This is a genomic window from Tritonibacter horizontis, from assembly GCF_001518015.1.
Taxonomy (GTDB): Bacteria; Pseudomonadota; Alphaproteobacteria; order Rhodobacterales; family Rhodobacteraceae; genus Epibacterium; species Epibacterium horizontis.
Genome location: NZ_LPUY01000075.1, coordinates 109,743 through 125,420, shown reverse-complemented (window position 1 = coordinate 125,420; position 15,678 = coordinate 109,743). Strand labels below are relative to the sequence as shown.

Sequence of the window (15,678 nt, the reverse complement as noted above, 5' to 3'; positions counted from 1 at the left end):
GATCAGCGGTCCTTCGGGTCTAGGGCGTCACGGAGACCGTCGCCGATGTAATAGAGAGACACCTGGGCGACCACGAAGAACGCGGCCGGAAAGGCCAGTTGCCAGAGGGTGCCAAAGGTCATCGTGCGGGCACCCTCGGAGATCAGCGCCCCCCAGGAGGTGTTGGGTTCCTGAATGCCGACGCCGAGGAAGGACACCAGGCTTTCCATCATGATGATTTCGGGGATGACGATCGAGGTATAGATCACGATGACCCAAAGGATATTGGGCATCAGGTGTTTGAAAATAATGGTGAAATCGCTCATGCCGAGCATCCGCGCGGCATCGACGAATTCGCGGTTCTTCAGCATCATCACCTGTCCGCGCACGATCAGCAGGCCCGCGGTCCAGTTGACCAGCACGATGACCAGGATCATCTGTGTCAGCGACCGCCCGAAAAAGGCCTTCCAGACGACAAAGAAGATGATGTAGGGGATCGAAATCCAGATCGTATAGGCGCCCATCACCAGCTGGTCGAACCGCCCCCCGAAATAGCCGGCCGACGCGCCGATCACGGACCCGAGGAGCACAGAGGCGGTGCCGGCAACGAATCCGACCAGCAGGGACGTGCGGCTGCCCTGAACCACGCGGGCATAAAGATCACGACCCAGTTCGTCGACGCCGAAGAAATGCCCGTTGGCCAGGGTTGGCCCGCCTTCGGTCTTGACCTTGCCGAGGATGGTCCAGTCGATTTCCTCATAGCTCCAGCGCGCAATGGTGTGGCCGAAGATGGCAAACAGCACCAGGAGCACCAGCATCAAGACCGACACCACCGCCATGCGGTTTTTCAAAAAACGCCCCCGGGCATCGGCCCAGAAAGAGCGCGAGGTGACCATGTCTGCTGCCGCGGCCTCGGCGTAAGGGGCGGCGTTCATCTGTTTCTTTGCAATGCTCACAGCTTGCTCCGGACTTTGGGGTCGATCCAGGCATAGGCGAGGTCGAGGAGGAGGTTCAGGGTAAAGGTCAAGAGGCTGTAGAGGATCGTGAGGCCCAGCAGCATCGAGTAGTCGCGGCTATAGGCCCCGTCGATGAAATCCTGACCGATGCCGCCGGTGGAAAAGAACACGTCGATAAAGACGGAGCCGGTGATCATATAGACAAAGACCGGTCCCATGTAGGTCAGCGTCGGCAACAGCGCCGGCTTCAGCGCGTGGCGAATGATGATGGTGCGTTCCGGCAGGCCCTTGGCGCGGGCGGTGCGGATGAACGGAGAGCTCATGACCTCGAGGAACGAACCGCGCGTCAGCCGTGCCACCCCAGCCATATAGGAGGTGCCGAGCGCGACGGCGGGCATGATGATATATTCCCACTGGCCGCCATTCCAGCCGCCGCCCGGCAGCAGCCCCCAGGACAGGGTGAATAAAAGCACCATGATCGGCGCAAGCACGAAGTTCGGGAAGATCTGGCTGAAGATCGCCAGTCCGGTCATCGAATAGTCCCAGAAGGAATTGTGCCGCAGCGCCGCAATGATCCCCAACGGGATGCCGCAGGCCAGAACGAATACCGCCGACCAGAACCCGTAGGTCAGGGTCACCGGAAAGCCCTGCGCGATGACATCGTTCACGTCGCGGTCCTTCTGGCTGAAGGACGGGCCGAAATCGAAATGCAGGACGATGTTCTTGATATAGGTGAAAAGCTGCACATGCAGAGGTTCGTCCAGCCCATAGCGTTCCAGAACGTTGGCCATCACGGCCGGGGGCAGGGGCCGTTCAGAGGTGAACGGGCCGCCGGGTGCAAGCCGCATCAGGTAAAAGGAGAAGACGATCAGGACAAGCAGCGTGGGCACCACCGTCAGCAGGCGGCGCAAGGTGTAATTCAACATATGACGGCCTCATGTCGCCCCGGCCGCGCAAGGGCGACCGGGGTGATTGGGTTGTTGATGTTCGGAAGGAGGTTATTGCGCGACTTTGTAGAGATCTTTGGAATACCAGGTCTGCTCGACGTTGTTGATCGGCCAGCCCTGAATGGCGCTGTCGAGCATGATGTTGGTCGAGTAGTGGTAGATCGGAACCACGGGCATCTCGTCCGCGAGGATCTTCTCCACCTCGGCATAAAGCGGCGTCGTGTCCTGCGAGGATTTTGCCTCTGTCATCAGGCTGTCGACCTTTGCGTTGGAGTATTTGCCGTCATTGTAGCCGGAGGGCGTGGTCAGCAGGTCGAGGAAGGTCGAGGCCTCGTTATAGTCGCCACACCAGGCCCCGCGCGCCATGTCGAAATTCTGGTTGCCGCGGGTCTCCAGGAACACCTTCCATTCCTGGTTTTCCAGTGTCACATCGACGCCGAGTTTCTGCTTCCACATCTGGGTGGCGACAATGGCGACCTGCTGGTGGGTTTCCGAGGTGTTGTAAAGGTAGTTGAACGACAGGGTTTCGCCGCCCTCGCCATAGCCGGCTTCTGTGAGCAGCTCCTTGGCTTTGGCGTCGCGCTCGGCCTGGGTCATGGTGGCATACTCGACCTCTGGCACCTCGAAATTCGCGGTCGCGCCGGGGGTGAAGGTGAAGGCGGGGAATTGTCCGCCCTGCAGCACCGCGTCGGTGATGACGCTGCGGTCAATCGCATAAGACAGCGCCTGACGCACGCGGGCGTCCTTGAACGCCTCGGGGCCGCTGGCGACGTTGAAGGTGAAGTAATAGTTGCACAGACGTGGCAACGCATAGGCTTCGTCGGGGAATTCATCCTTCAGGGTCGGATACTGGCCGGCGGGGATCTCGGTCTTGTCGACCTCGCCCGCGCGGTAACGGGTCAGACCCTGCGCCTCGTCGCCGATATTGAGGGTCACCACCTTTTCGATGACGGTGTTGTCATTGTCCCAATACATCGGATTGCGCTTGCGCACGGAACGTTCCTTGAGCACATGTTCGGTCAGCACATAGGCCCCGTTGGAGACGATGTTTTCCGGGCGGGTCCATTCCTTGCCATGGGCGTCGATGGCCCATTTCGGGGCGGGAAAGGTGGTCGCATGGCTGACCATCTTGTCAAAATAGGGCAGCGGCTGGCTGAGCTGTACAACCAGCGTGTGATCGTCCGGGGCGGAGACGCCCAGATCGGTGTTTGGCTTGTCGCCCGCGATGATGGCGGAGGCATTCTCGATCGACATAAGCTCCATGTACCAAGCATATGGAGAGGCCAGCTCCGGATCGACGGCACGCTGCCATGCATAGACGAAATCGCCGGCGGTGACGGGTTTGCCGTCGGACCATTTGGCGTTGTCGCGCAGGGTGAACGTATAGGTCATGTTGTCGTCGCTGACGGTGTGGCTCAGGGCGACCCCGGGGACGTTCTTGCCTTCCGCGTCCTGATTGTAGAGGCCTTCGAACATGTCGCGCACGACTTCGGCGCCAACGACACCTTCGACCACCTGCGGATCAAAGGAGGAAAATTCATCCATGACGCGATAGGTAAAGGTCTGATCGTCTGCCAGTGTTGCGCTGTCTGGAACTGTTGCAGCCTGTACGGAGCTGAGCAACGTGCCGGAGAGAAGGGCGGGGATGAGAAGTGAACGGTGTTTCATGGGACTCCCTATGTTATCTTTGGTTATTGTATCCAATATTGTGCCTTCGCGACGAGAGGCAGGAAAGGACTTTTTCGTCAAAGAACGGGAAGGAGACAAAATCGTGCAGTTTTTCGCTGATGGAAGAAGCTGTTAGTGCACGAACGGCTGCCGCAACGTCACTTGCGCGGCTGGAGCGGTTTGGCGAACGAAAGAACTTCCCTCAGCCGAGCGGGCCAGATTTCGGGCCAAATTGCAAGCTGACGCGGGTTCAGCGCGGCGAGAATGATGGTAACTTTACGCTGGCGGCAGCACGGCAGCGCCCTAGGGGATCAGCAGCAAGCGAAGCCCGAATGCGACCAGTGCAAGAAGCGCCACGCTGACACACCAAAGGCCGATGAACCAAAGCCAGCGGCGCATCAGTGGTAGCCGTTGTCGGGGTCGAGTTTGCCGCGAAATACCCAATAGGCATAGGCTGTATAGGCCAGGATCAACGGTATCAGCACGATGGCCCCGACCAGGGCAAAGCCGAGGCTTTTGTCCGGTGCCGCGACGGCCCAGATGGTCAGCGAGGGGGGCACCATCATGGGGTAAAAACTGATGCCAAGGCCAATGAAACTGACGACAAATATCCCCAGCGCGGCAAAAAACGGCTGGCGATCGGACGGGCCTGACAGACCGGAAAACAAGGCCCATATCAAGGCCGCCATCATCGCCGGGACGCAGAATGTCCAAAGGCTTCCGGGCAGATTGAACCAGCGCGAGAAATAGACCGGGTCGAGGAAGGGGGTCCACAGGCTGACAACGCCAATCAGGGCCAGCGTGGCGATCGCAAGGGGTTTGGCAAGGCGCCTCATATGGTGGTGAATGTCGTCTTCGGTCTTCATGATCAACCAACACGCCCCGAGCAGGGCATAGCCAACGGCCACCGCGCCCCCCGTCAGCAGCGAGAAGGGGCTGAGCCAGTCGAACCAACCGCCCGCATAGGCGCGCCCCTCGACTTCGATCCCCTGCACCAGGGCGCCAAGGGCGATCCCCTGACACAAGGCGGCCAGCAGCGAGCCGCCAAAAAAGGTGAAATCCCACACCCATTTGTACCTTTGCGCACGCCAGCGGTATTCAAAGGACACGCCGCGAAAGACCAGCGCCAGCAGCATCACGGTGATCGGAACATAGAGGGCCGGCATGATTACCGCATAGGCCAGCGGAAACACTGCGAACAGCCCGCCGCCACCCAGCACCAGCCAGGTCTCGTTGCCATCCCAAACCGGCGCAACCGAGTTCATCATCAGGTCTCTTTCCTGGTTCGATTTGGCAAAGGGAAACAGGATGCCCAGTCCCAGGTCAAAGCCATCGAGGATCACGTAAGTCAGCACCGAAAAGGCGATCAGACCCGCCCAGATGAATGCAAGATCGAATTCCATTGCCATGTCCTCAGGTCCTGGGGGTGTCGTTGTTGGCTTCGAGTATGCGTGGCGGCACGACGCCCACAGCCGGTACCGGAGCATCGCGCAGGCCAAGCCGCGGTGTGGCCGGCCGTTTGTTCATCATTGCCAGAATATACGCCGTTCCGGCCCCAAAGACGGCGAAGTACACCAGCACAAAAGCGACGAGCGAGGCCGCGACAGCCGGTGCCTCGACCGGGGCGAGGCTGTCCGATGTGCGCAGCAGGCCATAGACCGTATAGGGCTGGCGACCGACCTCGGTGGTGATCCAGCCGGCAAGCACCGCAATGAAACCCGAGGGCCCCATCGCCAGACAGATCCGGTGAAGCCAGAGACTGTCATAAAGCTGGCGACGCAGCCGCGCGACACCGCTCCAGAGCCCGACGGCCAGCATCGCAAAGCCAAGACCGACCATCACGCGAAAGCTGAAGAAGACAATGGCGACCGGTGGCTCGTCCGCGTCCGGCACGGTGTCCAGCCCATCGAGCGGTGCGTTCAGATCGTGTTTCAGGATCAGGGAGGACAGCTTGGGTATCTCGATGGCATAGTCGACGCGCTTTTCTGCCGGGTTGGGAATGCCAAACAGGATCAGCGGCGCACCATCCGGGTAGCTGTCATAGTGACCTTCCATGGCCATGACTTTGACCGGCTGATGCTCCAGCGTGTTGAGCCCATGCGCGTCGCCGGCAAAGATCTGGATCGGCGTGACGATCAACGCCATCCACATCGCCATGGAGAACATCCGCCGCGCTTCTTTATCGCTGCGATCACGCAGCAGGTGCAACGCCCCCACGGCGGCGACCACAAAGGCGGTGGTGAGGAATGCAGCCAACACCATATGCACAAGGCGGAACGGAAACGAGGGGTTGAAAACGATCTGCCACCAATCCTCGGGGATGAACTGGCCATTGCTGGCGATGGCGTAGCCTGCAGGGGTGTGCATCCAGCTGTTGACGCTGAGAATCCAGGTCGCAGACATCAGCGTGCCAAAGGCCACCATGGCTGTCGCAAACATATGGAGCCTGTCGCCCACGCGGTCGCGGCCAAACAGCATGATGCCAAGAAAGCCGGCTTCGAGGAAAAAGGCCGAAAGCACCTCATAGGCCATCAAGGGGCCAATGACAGGTCCGGCTTTGTCGGAAAAGACCGACCAATTGGTGCCAAACTGGTAGGACATGACAATGCCGGAAACGACCCCCATGCCAAAGGCGACGGCAAAGATCTTTTTCCAATAGTTGAAGAGCGCAAGATACGTCGGATCGCGGTGACGCAGCCAAAGCGCATTGAGCACCGCCAGAAAACTGGCCAGACCGATAGAAAACGCGGGAAAGATGATGTGAAAGGAAACCGTAAAGGCGAATTGAATCCGGGCGAGGGTTTCTGCCGTGGTTCCATCCAGCATCGCATGTCTCCTGAGGTCGTTTTACTCCCCCAGAGCTATCTCAAGAGAATTTAAAAGCAATGTATCAAACCCGGGCTGCGCGTGCGTGTCGCGCGACAATCGGTCGCCCGCAATGCCTGGTATAGCAGGTCATTTGCTCTGTTTTTGGGCGAAACCCGGTCTTTGTCCGAATGTCCCTGCGGTGAGCCTGAGATTTATCGGGCACGTCACGCTGGGCCTATCGTTTCTTAACTCTTCAGAAGGAACGTGGAGCTGGTCAAGCAGCATGTTGGGTTATCAAATGCGTCTTCGGATCGTTATGTGTCTTGTGATCGGGCCATTGTTGGCTTTGGCCGCTTTTTTCGTTTCGCGTGAACTTGAAACTCAACGGGAGAGCGTGATCGCAACAGAAAGCGCCACCGCAACCATTGCGGGGGCCAATATTTTGAATTCTCTCGTCCATGAATTGCAGAAAGAACGCGGCTATTCGGCGGGCTTCATTGCCTCCGCGGGGAAGAATTTTCCGGCGGAACTGGACCTGCAGCGACGTGATACAGAGACGGCATTGGGCCATGTCCAGGCCAATGCAGAGATGCTTCGTGGGCGGGATGTACAGCTCTACGAGGCAACGCAGGCGCGGCTGCAGCAACTGTCAGATATCCGTGTTTCCGTTGATGCGTTTGACCTCACCGTGCCGCAAATGGCCGCGTTCTATACTGGCACGATCAACATGTTGCTGGATTTGGCGCGTCCGGAATTCGTGTCTGAGGTCGCGGAGGCAAAACGCGCTGCTGATGCCTTGACGTTGCAGCGGGCATTGCTCCTGGCGCGAACGATGGTGGGCGGGGCGAAAGAGCGTGCCGGGCTGGAGCGTGCCATGGGGGCGACCGGGCTGGGGGGCGGGTTCAGCCTTGCGGTGCACGACCGGTTTGTATCGCTCGGAGGCGGGCAACAGGCGCTGCTGATTGAGGCCACGAACCTGATTGACGGCCCGGGCTGGAAGGCCTCGCTGGAAAGCGAACCGGAGTATCAGGCGATATCTGCGGCACGGCAGCGCATAATTGCAGGCTACGAAACCGGTGACTTCGGAGGGCTGACGGCTCCTGAATGGTTCAAAATTTCAAGCGACTGGATCAATCTCCTGCGGCAACGCGAGCTGTCGTTGGGGGCCGATATTGAGGCTTTGAAGGTCGAAGTTCTGGCGGATGTGAAACAGACCTACCGTGAACTTCTGGCAATTGGGATTATCGCTTCGGTTGCTGTCACGCTCTTCGCGATCGGGACCTTCGAGTGGATGATTTTCCGCATCAATCGGTTGACCAAGGTTGTTGACGGCTTTGCAAAAGGTCAATTTGACCTGTTCATCAAAGGCATAGAAGGCCGCGACGAGATCAGCCGCATGGCCCGGGTGATTTACACGTTCAAACAGGAAACGCTCGCCATGCGACGCGCCGCGGAAGAGTTGAAAGAAAGCGATGAAGCCCTGCTGAATGCCAAACACGGGAGGGTGGTCGATTTGGTGACCGAAGGTTTGGCAGCCCTGGCCGAGGCGGATCTGACCTGCCATTTCGACGACCCGCTCGACCCCGAATACGATAAAATCCGCAGCGATTTCAATTCGGCCTCTGAGCGTCTGCGCGGGGTCCTCGCCTTGATCGCCCGCACGGTTGAGGACCTGGATCGTTCCTCCGCGGACATGAAATCGTCGGCGTTGGACCTGGCGGGACGCACAACAGAACAAGTCAGCACCATTCAGGAGACAACCGGACGGGTTGAACGTCTGGCCGAAGAGTTCGACGAATTCGGCCAGGATGTCCGCTCCGCTGCAGGGATGGCAGGCAACGCTCGCGAGCGCGCCAACGGCTCTGCGAAAGTGGTGCGCGAAGCCGTCAGTGCGATGGGCCGGATCAAAGAGTCCTCGGAGAAAATTGCCAATATCATTTCCCTGATTGATGACATCTCTTTTCAGACCAATCTACTGGCGCTGAATGCCGGCGTCGAAGCGGCGCGCGCAGGCGAGGCCGGACGGGGGTTTGCTGTCGTCGCTTCAGAAGTGCGGGCCCTGGCACAGCGGTCCAGTGCCGCCGCGCTGGAAATCAAGGTGTTGATTGAGGAAAGCGGACGCCAGGTCGAAGATGGCGTGTCTCTTGTGGATCGGACGGGTCATGCGTTGGGTGAAATTTCTGAAGAGATAACCAATGTCGACGATGTCCTGACACGGATTTCGCGCACATCCGAGGCGCAGATCTCGGCCCTGCATAGCCTGAGCGAAGCGATGGGAGTTCTCAACAGCCTTGCAAGCCAGAATACCGCGGTTGCGGAAACGACCCGCATGGCCTCTGGCGGTATTGCCGCCCATGCGAGCGATTTGGCGGGGCTTGTGGCGGATTTTCGACTGCACGGCACAGCACAGGCTGGGAGTGCCGCCGTCCGCGCCGCCTGAGAGGTGATCGCGGTCCGGATGTCCCGCCCCGGCAATGGTCGGGCCTTCCGGAGGTTGGCCATTGCGGAGGCGGGTGTCGGAATAATTTGTCAGAGAAGTTGAAAAATGTTAGCGCCCGCATCGTGAGGGCGATAAAATGCCCTTGCGACCCAGGCCCGGCATGCGGGCACGATGCAAAACGAAGGGCAGGATAACGCCATGATCCTATGTTGCGGCGAAGCGCTGATCGACATGATCCCCAATGAAACCGCAAACGGGGAGGCGGCTTTTGTTCCGCATTCTGGCGGGGCTGTGTTTAATACCGCGATCGCTCTGGGGCGGTTGGGGCGCGAGGTGTCCCTCCTGAGCGGTGTTTCAACGGACCTGTTCGGACGGCAGCTGGAGGCGTCTCTTGAAAAGAGCGGCGTGGGCCGAAAGTATCTTTTGCGCTCTGCCCGGCCGACGACGCTGGCGTTCGTGACGCTGGAAAACGGCCATGCGACATACGCGTTTTATGATGAGAACACCGCCGGGCGGATGCTCGCCCCGGACATGCTGCCAGCGGTTGACGCGCAGGTCACGGCCCTGTTCTTTGGCGGGATCAGCCTCGCGTGTGAGCCTTGTGCAGAGACCTATGCGTCCCTTTTGGCGCAGGCGGGCCCTCAGCGCGCTGTCATGATCGACCCCAACATCCGCCCCGGGTTCGCACCTGATGTGGCCCGGTACCGCGACAGGTTGATGTCGATGCTGGCGCAGGCGGATATTGCCAAGGTTTCGGACGAGGATCTGGCTTGGATTAAGCCAAACCAGGACGGTCTGGAAGCCCAGGCAGCCGCGTTGCAGGCGGATGGACCGGCGATTGTCCTGGTCACGCGCGGTGCCGAAGGGGCGACTGCCATCCTGCCTGGCGGCGTTCAGGTTTCGGTTCCCGCCCGTCCCACAACCGTGGTCGACACGGTCGGGGCCGGCGATACGTTCAACGCTGGTGTTCTGGCCAAGCTGGATGCGCTGGGCGTGCTGACCAAATCCGGCCTGCGCAGCGTCACGGCCGAAACGATGCAAGACGCGTTGTCCTATGGCGCGGCGGCCGCCGCGGTCACCGTTTCGCGTGCCGGAGCAAATCCGCCCTGGGCCAACGAACTGGGCGCTGCGCGCTAGGGTGCGGGGCGCGCCGGGCCTGCGCTCTGATCGGTCATGTTCTGCATCAGCCCGGTGCAGGACTGCATGATGTGATTTCTGGTCAGGTCCGCGGCCAGGTCCGCGTCGCCATCGGCGCAGGCCTGCCAGATCGCCAGATGTTCGGCGTTGGATTTGTTCACGTTGCCGGACCGGATAAGCGCCGCGCGCAGATAGCGATCAACCCGGTCCATTGCCTTGTCGATGGCGGCTTCGTGATAGGGAAGCCCGGACGCACGATAGAGACGCTCGTGAAACGCACGGTTCAGGTCGCCCCAGGACACCGGATCGCTGGCGGTGTGTAATTTGTGAAAGAAGGTCTTGGCCTCGTCCAACGTATCTGTCGTCATACGCGGCACGGCGCGGCGGATCACCTCGGGTTCGATCAGGGCGCGATACTCGAAAATTTCACGCAACTCTTCGATGTCCAGGCCGGCGACAACCGCGCCTTTGAACCGTTGCGAGGTAACCAACCCCTTTTCTTCAAGCCGGGAAATCGCCTCCCTTACGGGAATGCGGCTGGTGTTGAAAAGCCGCGCGATTTCATCCTGGCGCAGCGGCGCCCCTTCTTCCAGCTCCCCTTCGACAATCGCTTTGCGCAGGGCGTCGAAGACAATCGACGCGGCCGAAGCGGTTTTTGAGATGTCGATGGGCTGCAGTTTCATATCTGGGGACTCCTCGCACCAATGGTTCATATCGAGGAAGACGCGCGGGAGCAAAGCGTTTGCGAACCGGCGACGCGAATCCGACAGGACTGTTGCGTCCAGTCCGGTCAGACAGCGCGCCCGGTCCAGCGTTTAGCGGGAGGAGGTGACAAAGCCACCTGCCAGGGCCGAAACCGCAGTGGTGGTCGAATTCCTGTGCGCCATGCGTTCCAGATTGACGATGGTGGACAGCATGATGCGATCGTGGCTCCAGTCTCCAGGGCGCTGGATCAGAAAGGCGGTGCCAACAACGGCGCAGGCGATGCTTGCCGCGATGGCCGCCCAAAGCGCGGCCTGCTGGCCATCCGGGCGTTTCTCGGTGACCGCGATGATGCGCCGTGCGAGGATCGGGGCATTGTGAATTTCGCGTCGTTCCAGCAGCGCAACGGAAGGGCTGCGCGGGCTCAGGAAAATCGGCGTCTGGCGGGCCCGTTCCGAGGCGCGGATCAGGCATTCGCAGTAGGCGCGCAGATCAAAGCGGTGGCGGGCGCCCAAGGCCTGATCACAGGCAAATTCCCGCATCGCGCGAATGTCGCGCCGCCACAGGTAATAGGCGGGGTTCCAGAACAAAAGCGGCCGCAGGCACTCCATCAGAAAGGCGGTTTCCACGTCTTTTTGGCGGAAATGCTGCAGTTCATGCGCCAGGGTCAAACGCAGGTCACGGGGGTCGTTCAGCAGCGCGGTGGGCAGGACGATATAGAGCCGGAACAGTCCACGGGTGGAATATGCCACAGCCGTCGTATCGCTGAGCCGCAGTTCCACCCGGCCGATCCGTTTCCAGACATAGGCGGAGGACAGGGCGAGATGCAGGCGCAGGATGGCATAGGCCAGCAATACGGCCGAGATTGCGGCGCCGCTGACCAACAGCAGGGCGACCACCTGGCTCCAAAGAGCCCGCCCTGCGCTGAGATCGCGCACCAGATCCTCTCGCAGGCCGATCATGGCCTCGAACTGCGCGGCAGACATATTCACATTGCCTTGCAGATATTGCGAAACCAACATGTCGGACAGCGTCGGGGGATGGCCGATGCCGCTCAGATTGGCGAGCACGACCAGGACCGGCGTGACGGCCAGCAGAACAGTCATCCCGTTCAGCAGTTTCAGCTGGGGACCATATGACGTGGCCAGCGAGGTTCGCCGGAACCCGATGCGGGCCGCGAACCAGAGCGCTGCCCCGGCCAGAACCAGAAGGTTCAAATCGATATATGCATTCAGAAGAGCATCAGCTTTCATTGTCCCCCAGCCTTTCATTGAGAAGGGCACGCATTTCTTCGAGCATGTCGTCTGTGATGTCCTCGTCATCGACGAGCCGCGCCACCAGGGCAGCGGGTGCACCATTGAAAAGTTTGCTCGACAAGTTCTTGAGCGATGTTTTCTGATAGTCGGCCTTTGGAATGGCAGGACGGTAGACAAACGACCGGTCAATCCGTTCGCTGGTCAAAAAGCCCTTTTGCTCCATGATCTTGAGCACGGTAGCAACCGACGTATAAGCCCGCTCTTGGACTTTGTTCAGTTCGGCGAGGATGTCACGCACAGATCCCTGACCCAGATCCCAGACCACTGTCATGAATTCGAGTTCGACTTCGGTCAGAAGGGAGTGGTCCTGTTTCTTGCGCATATGTCCAAGCTTTGCTGTTCGGGCCGCGACCGGGGGAGAAGCCGCGGTGATCTTCAAGGGATCAGTCGCGATGGTAGGGGATTTTGATCCCGGCGAAAACTATTTTTTTAGAAGGTGCGTCCGGGATGGGCAGGGTTGTCACATTGTGCGCGACCGCGCGCGTTTATTCTGCTGGGCGGGAGGCGACGTTTTTTCCGTGAGCGCCGAGATGGGCGCAGATCCGACTGCTTTTGCTGAGATGGCTCTGAGGGGCCAATTTGCCCTCAGAGCCGTTTTCCAGTGTGTGAAGGGATGCGCGTCAAGGGCAAGCCGCCCTTAGGGCGGGGCCATGCGGCCCCCTTGACCCGCGGGCCTCGCTCACACTTTCCAGAAGCTGAAACCGCCCCAGGCGATGGCCAGTCCCAGCGGAATCCAGAGCGGCATTCCCACCAGCCCCAGCCAGGCCAGAAATATATAGGAGGTGCCCAGAAGCGTGATGAACAAGCGGTCGCCCCGGGTGGTGGTCAGTCCGAGGATCCCTTTGCGGGCATCGCCTCCGGGGGTGCGGATTTCCAAGAAAATCAACACGCCGATGGCAGAGAAGATGCCGATGAAGACAAGGGCGGTGGGCCAGGTCCAGGCCATCCAGCTCAGCATGATCAAACCCTCCCCATCGCGAAACCTTTCGCGATGTAGTTGCGGACGAAATAGATCACGATCGCGCCCGGGATGATGGTCAGGGTTCCTGCTGCCGCCAGCAGGCCCAGTTCATAACCGGCCGAAGAGGCGGTTTTGGTCATCGTGGCGGCGATGGGTTTGGCCTCGACTGCGGTCAGGGTCTTGGCCAGGAGCAATTCGACCCATGAGAACATGAAGCAGAAGAACGCGGCCACGCCGACACCGGCCTTGATGGCGGGCAGGAAGATCGACACAAAAAAGCGTGGGAAGGAATAGCCGTCCACATAGGCGGTTTCGTCCAGCTCTTTGGGCACGCCTCCCATGAAACCTTCGAGGATCCAGACCGCCAGAGGGATGTTGAACAGGCAATGGGCCATCGCCACCGCGAGATGCGTGTCAAAGAGCCCAACAGCGGAATAGAGCTGGAAGAAGGGCAGGGCAAAGACCGCCGCCGGCGCCATCCGGTTGGTGAGCAGCCAGAAGAACAGCTGCTTGTCCCCAAGGAAACGATAGCGCGAGAAGGCATAGGCCGCCGGTAGCGCCACGCAGACGGAGATCACCGTGTTGATCGACACGTAAAGGATCGAGTTGATATAGCCCCAGTACCAGGTCGGATCGGTAAAGATCACCTTGTAATTTTCCAGCGTAAACGTCTGTGGAAACAGAGAAAAGCCGGAAAGGATTTCGTTTGTTGTCTTGAAGCTCATCGCCACCAGCCAGTAGATCGGCAGCATGAGGAAGAGGATATAGACGATGGGGACGATGGAACGTTTTTGCATCGGGTCCCTCCCTTAATTCTGATCGTCTTTGGTCATCAGCGTGTAGAACAGCCAGCTGACCAGAAGCGTGATTGCGAAATAGATGAGCGACATGGCGGCGGCGGGGCCGAGGTCGAACTGCCCCAGTGCGATTTTCACCAGGTCGATCGACAACAGCGTGGTGGAGTTGCCCGGACCACCGCCGGTCAGCACGAAAGGCTCGGTATAGATGTTGAAACTGTCCATGAACCGCAGCAGGATCGCGATGGTCAGCACGGTTTTCATCTTTGGCAACTGGATATAACGGAACACCGACCAGTTGGAGGCCCCGTCGATCTTGGCTGCCTGATAGTAGGCGTCGGGGATCGAGACCAGACCGGCGTAGGACAACAGGACCACCAGCGATGTCCAGTGCCAGACATCCATCGTGACAATGGTCACCCAGGCCGCAATCGGATCTTGGGTCATATCGTAGTTGAGGCCAAGCACGTGGTTCAGCGTATACCCGAGAAGGCCGATGTCGGGCAGGGTGAAGATGTTCCACATGGCCCCGACCACGTTCCAGGGGATCAGCATCGGCAAGGCCATCAGTACCAGGCAGACCGGCACCCAGATGCCCTGGCGTGGCATCGACAGCGCGATGGCGATGCCCAGCGGCACCTCGATGATCAGGATCAGGAAGGTGAACAGGAACTGCCGTCCCAGTGCTGCGTGAAAGCGGTCTGATCGCAGGATCTGCTGGAACCAGTCCAGCCCCTGCCAGAAGAAGACATTGTCGCCAAAGGTCTCCTGCACCGAATAGTTGACAACTGTCATCATCGGGATCAGGGCGTTGAAGGCCACCAGCAGAAGTACCGGCAGCACGAAGAACCAGGCTTTTTGATTTTCGGTTTTCATGTTGTCACTCCGGGTCTGTGGCAAGCCAGCCGTCCACATAGAGACGGGTCTGGTCCTTGCGGAAGGAGAGGTGGGTGGCATCGCCCTTTTGCAGCGTCGTGCCTTCGTCGATCACCGCGTTGACCTTGTGGCCAAGGCAGTCGCATTCCACCACCGTGTGGCGGCCCACGTCAGAGACTTTGATGACCGTCGCAGGCAGGCCGCTGCCCGCGAGCGTGACAAATTCCGGGCGAATGCCGATTTCGGTCTTGCCTGTGGGCGCAGATCTGGCCGGGCCCTCCAGCGGGACGGGCTGGCCTTCGATGCGGGCCATGTCATCGGCGGTGCCATCATAGGTACAGGGCAGGATGTTCATCCCCGGCGAGCCGATGAAATGGCCGACAAACGTATGCGCGGGGCGGTCGAACAGTTCGACCGGCGTGCCGATCTGAACCACCTCGCCCTGCTGCATCACAACCACCTGATCGGCGAACGTCAGCGCCTCCGTCTGGTCGTGGGTGACGTAGATCATCGTCGCCTTCACCCGCTGGTGCAGTTCCTTCAGCTTCGAGCGCAGCTTCCACTTCAGATGCGGGTCGATCACGGTCAGCGGTTCGTCGAACATCACCACATTCACGTCTTCGCGCACGAGGCCGCGCCCCATGGAGATCTTCTGTTTGTTGTCCGGCGACAGGCCGGCGGCTTTCTGGTTCAGCATGCCGGTGACTTCGAGCATTTCGGCAATGGCCATGACGCGCCGTTCTACCGTGGCCTCGTCGCGGCCGCGATTGCGCAGCGGAAAGGCGAGGTTATCGTAGACGGTCATGGTGTCGTAGATCACCGGAAACTGGAACACCTGCGCGATGTTGCGCTGATCGGGGGGCAGGCGGGTGACGTCCTTGCCGTCAAACAGGATCTGACCTTCAGAGGGCACAAGAAGGCCGGAGATGATGTTCAACAGGGTGGATTTGCCGCAGCCGGATGGGCCGAGCAATGCATAGGCGCCGCCATCGTTCCAATCCAGGTCGATTTCCTTCAGCGCATAATCACTGTCGGATTTGGGGTTTGACATGTAGCTGTGCCGCAGCTTGGACAGTGTAATCTTGGCCATT

The 15,678-nt window shown here is 59.7% G+C and carries 14 protein-coding genes; 2 read left to right on the top strand and 12 right to left on the bottom strand.

The genetic code is table 11. The features are described 5' to 3' along the window. Nucleotides 1-2: 2 nt before the first annotated feature. The 5 genes from TRIHO_RS13750 to TRIHO_RS13730 form a co-directional block, all read right to left on the bottom strand. Nucleotides 3-935 (bottom strand): ABC transporter permease, encoded by a 933-nt coding sequence (locus tag TRIHO_RS13750; protein WP_232367789.1) that lies wholly within the window; start codon nucleotides 933-935, stop codon nucleotides 3-5. Beyond that, entirely contained in the window at nucleotides 932-1,861 is a 930-nt protein-coding gene (locus TRIHO_RS13745; RefSeq protein ID WP_068244725.1) for an ABC transporter permease subunit, read from the bottom strand. The genes TRIHO_RS13750 and TRIHO_RS13745 overlap by 4 nt, the downstream gene beginning before the upstream one ends. Nucleotides 1,862-1,933: 72 nt before the next feature. After that, nucleotides 1,934-3,550, bottom strand: a complete 1,617-nt coding sequence (locus TRIHO_RS13740) for a peptide ABC transporter substrate-binding protein (protein WP_068244722.1) — start codon at nucleotides 3,548-3,550, stop codon at nucleotides 1,934-1,936. Between the two features lie 398 nt (nucleotides 3,551-3,948). Continuing rightward, on the bottom strand, nucleotides 3,949-4,953 hold the full coding sequence (gene cydB, locus TRIHO_RS13735) for a cytochrome d ubiquinol oxidase subunit II (protein ID WP_068244719.1): 1,005 nt from the start codon (nucleotides 4,951-4,953) through the stop codon (nucleotides 3,949-3,951). Between the two features lie 10 nt (nucleotides 4,954-4,963). Further along, complete coding sequence (locus TRIHO_RS13730; RefSeq protein ID WP_068244716.1) at nucleotides 4,964-6,376, bottom strand: cytochrome ubiquinol oxidase subunit I; 1,413 nt, start codon at nucleotides 6,374-6,376, stop codon at nucleotides 4,964-4,966. Between the two features lie 376 nt (nucleotides 6,377-6,752). Here TRIHO_RS13730 and TRIHO_RS13725 point away from each other — a divergent pair, with 376 nt between their 5' ends. Both TRIHO_RS13725 and TRIHO_RS13720 read left to right on the top strand, forming a co-directional pair. Next, nucleotides 6,753-8,798, top strand: a complete 2,046-nt coding sequence (locus tag TRIHO_RS13725) for a methyl-accepting chemotaxis protein (protein ID WP_165595916.1) — start codon at nucleotides 6,753-6,755, stop codon at nucleotides 8,796-8,798. 198 nt (nucleotides 8,799-8,996) lie between these two features. After that, nucleotides 8,997-9,935, top strand: a complete 939-nt coding sequence (locus TRIHO_RS13720) for a carbohydrate kinase family protein (RefSeq protein WP_068244814.1) — start codon at nucleotides 8,997-8,999, stop codon at nucleotides 9,933-9,935. Here TRIHO_RS13720 and TRIHO_RS13715 read toward each other — a convergent pair. The 7 genes from TRIHO_RS13715 to TRIHO_RS13685 form a co-directional block, all read right to left on the bottom strand. Next, entirely contained in the window at nucleotides 9,932-10,618 is a 687-nt protein-coding gene (locus TRIHO_RS13715) for a GntR family transcriptional regulator (protein ID WP_068244711.1), read from the bottom strand. The genes TRIHO_RS13720 and TRIHO_RS13715 overlap by 4 nt on opposite strands. 132 nt (nucleotides 10,619-10,750) lie before the next feature. After that, the gene (locus tag TRIHO_RS13710; RefSeq protein ID WP_068244708.1) at nucleotides 10,751-11,890 is read right to left on the bottom strand and encodes a M56 family metallopeptidase; all 1,140 of its coding nucleotides are present in this window, start codon (nucleotides 11,888-11,890) and stop codon (nucleotides 10,751-10,753) included. Then, on the bottom strand, nucleotides 11,880-12,275 hold the full coding sequence (locus tag TRIHO_RS13705; RefSeq protein ID WP_068244705.1) for a BlaI/MecI/CopY family transcriptional regulator: 396 nt from the start codon (nucleotides 12,273-12,275) through the stop codon (nucleotides 11,880-11,882). The genes TRIHO_RS13710 and TRIHO_RS13705 overlap by 11 nt, the downstream gene beginning before the upstream one ends. Before the next feature lie 357 nt (nucleotides 12,276-12,632). Continuing rightward, the gene (locus tag TRIHO_RS13700; protein ID WP_068244702.1) at nucleotides 12,633-12,911 is read right to left on the bottom strand and encodes a DUF2160 domain-containing protein; all 279 of its coding nucleotides are present in this window, start codon (nucleotides 12,909-12,911) and stop codon (nucleotides 12,633-12,635) included. Nucleotides 12,912-12,913: 2 nt separating this feature from the next. After that, a complete protein-coding gene (locus tag TRIHO_RS13695; RefSeq protein ID WP_068244700.1) occupies nucleotides 12,914-13,711 on the bottom strand; it encodes a carbohydrate ABC transporter permease in 798 nt (265 codons plus the stop codon). Nucleotides 13,712-13,723: 12 nt separating this feature from the next. Continuing rightward, nucleotides 13,724-14,587, bottom strand: coding sequence for a carbohydrate ABC transporter permease (locus TRIHO_RS13690; protein ID WP_068244697.1), 864 nt, complete (start codon nucleotides 14,585-14,587; stop codon nucleotides 13,724-13,726). A 4-nt stretch (nucleotides 14,588-14,591) separates the two neighbouring features. Beyond that, nucleotides 14,592-15,677, bottom strand: a complete 1,086-nt coding sequence (locus tag TRIHO_RS13685; protein WP_068244695.1) for an ABC transporter ATP-binding protein — start codon at nucleotides 15,675-15,677, stop codon at nucleotides 14,592-14,594. Nucleotide 15,678 lies beyond the last annotated feature (1 nt).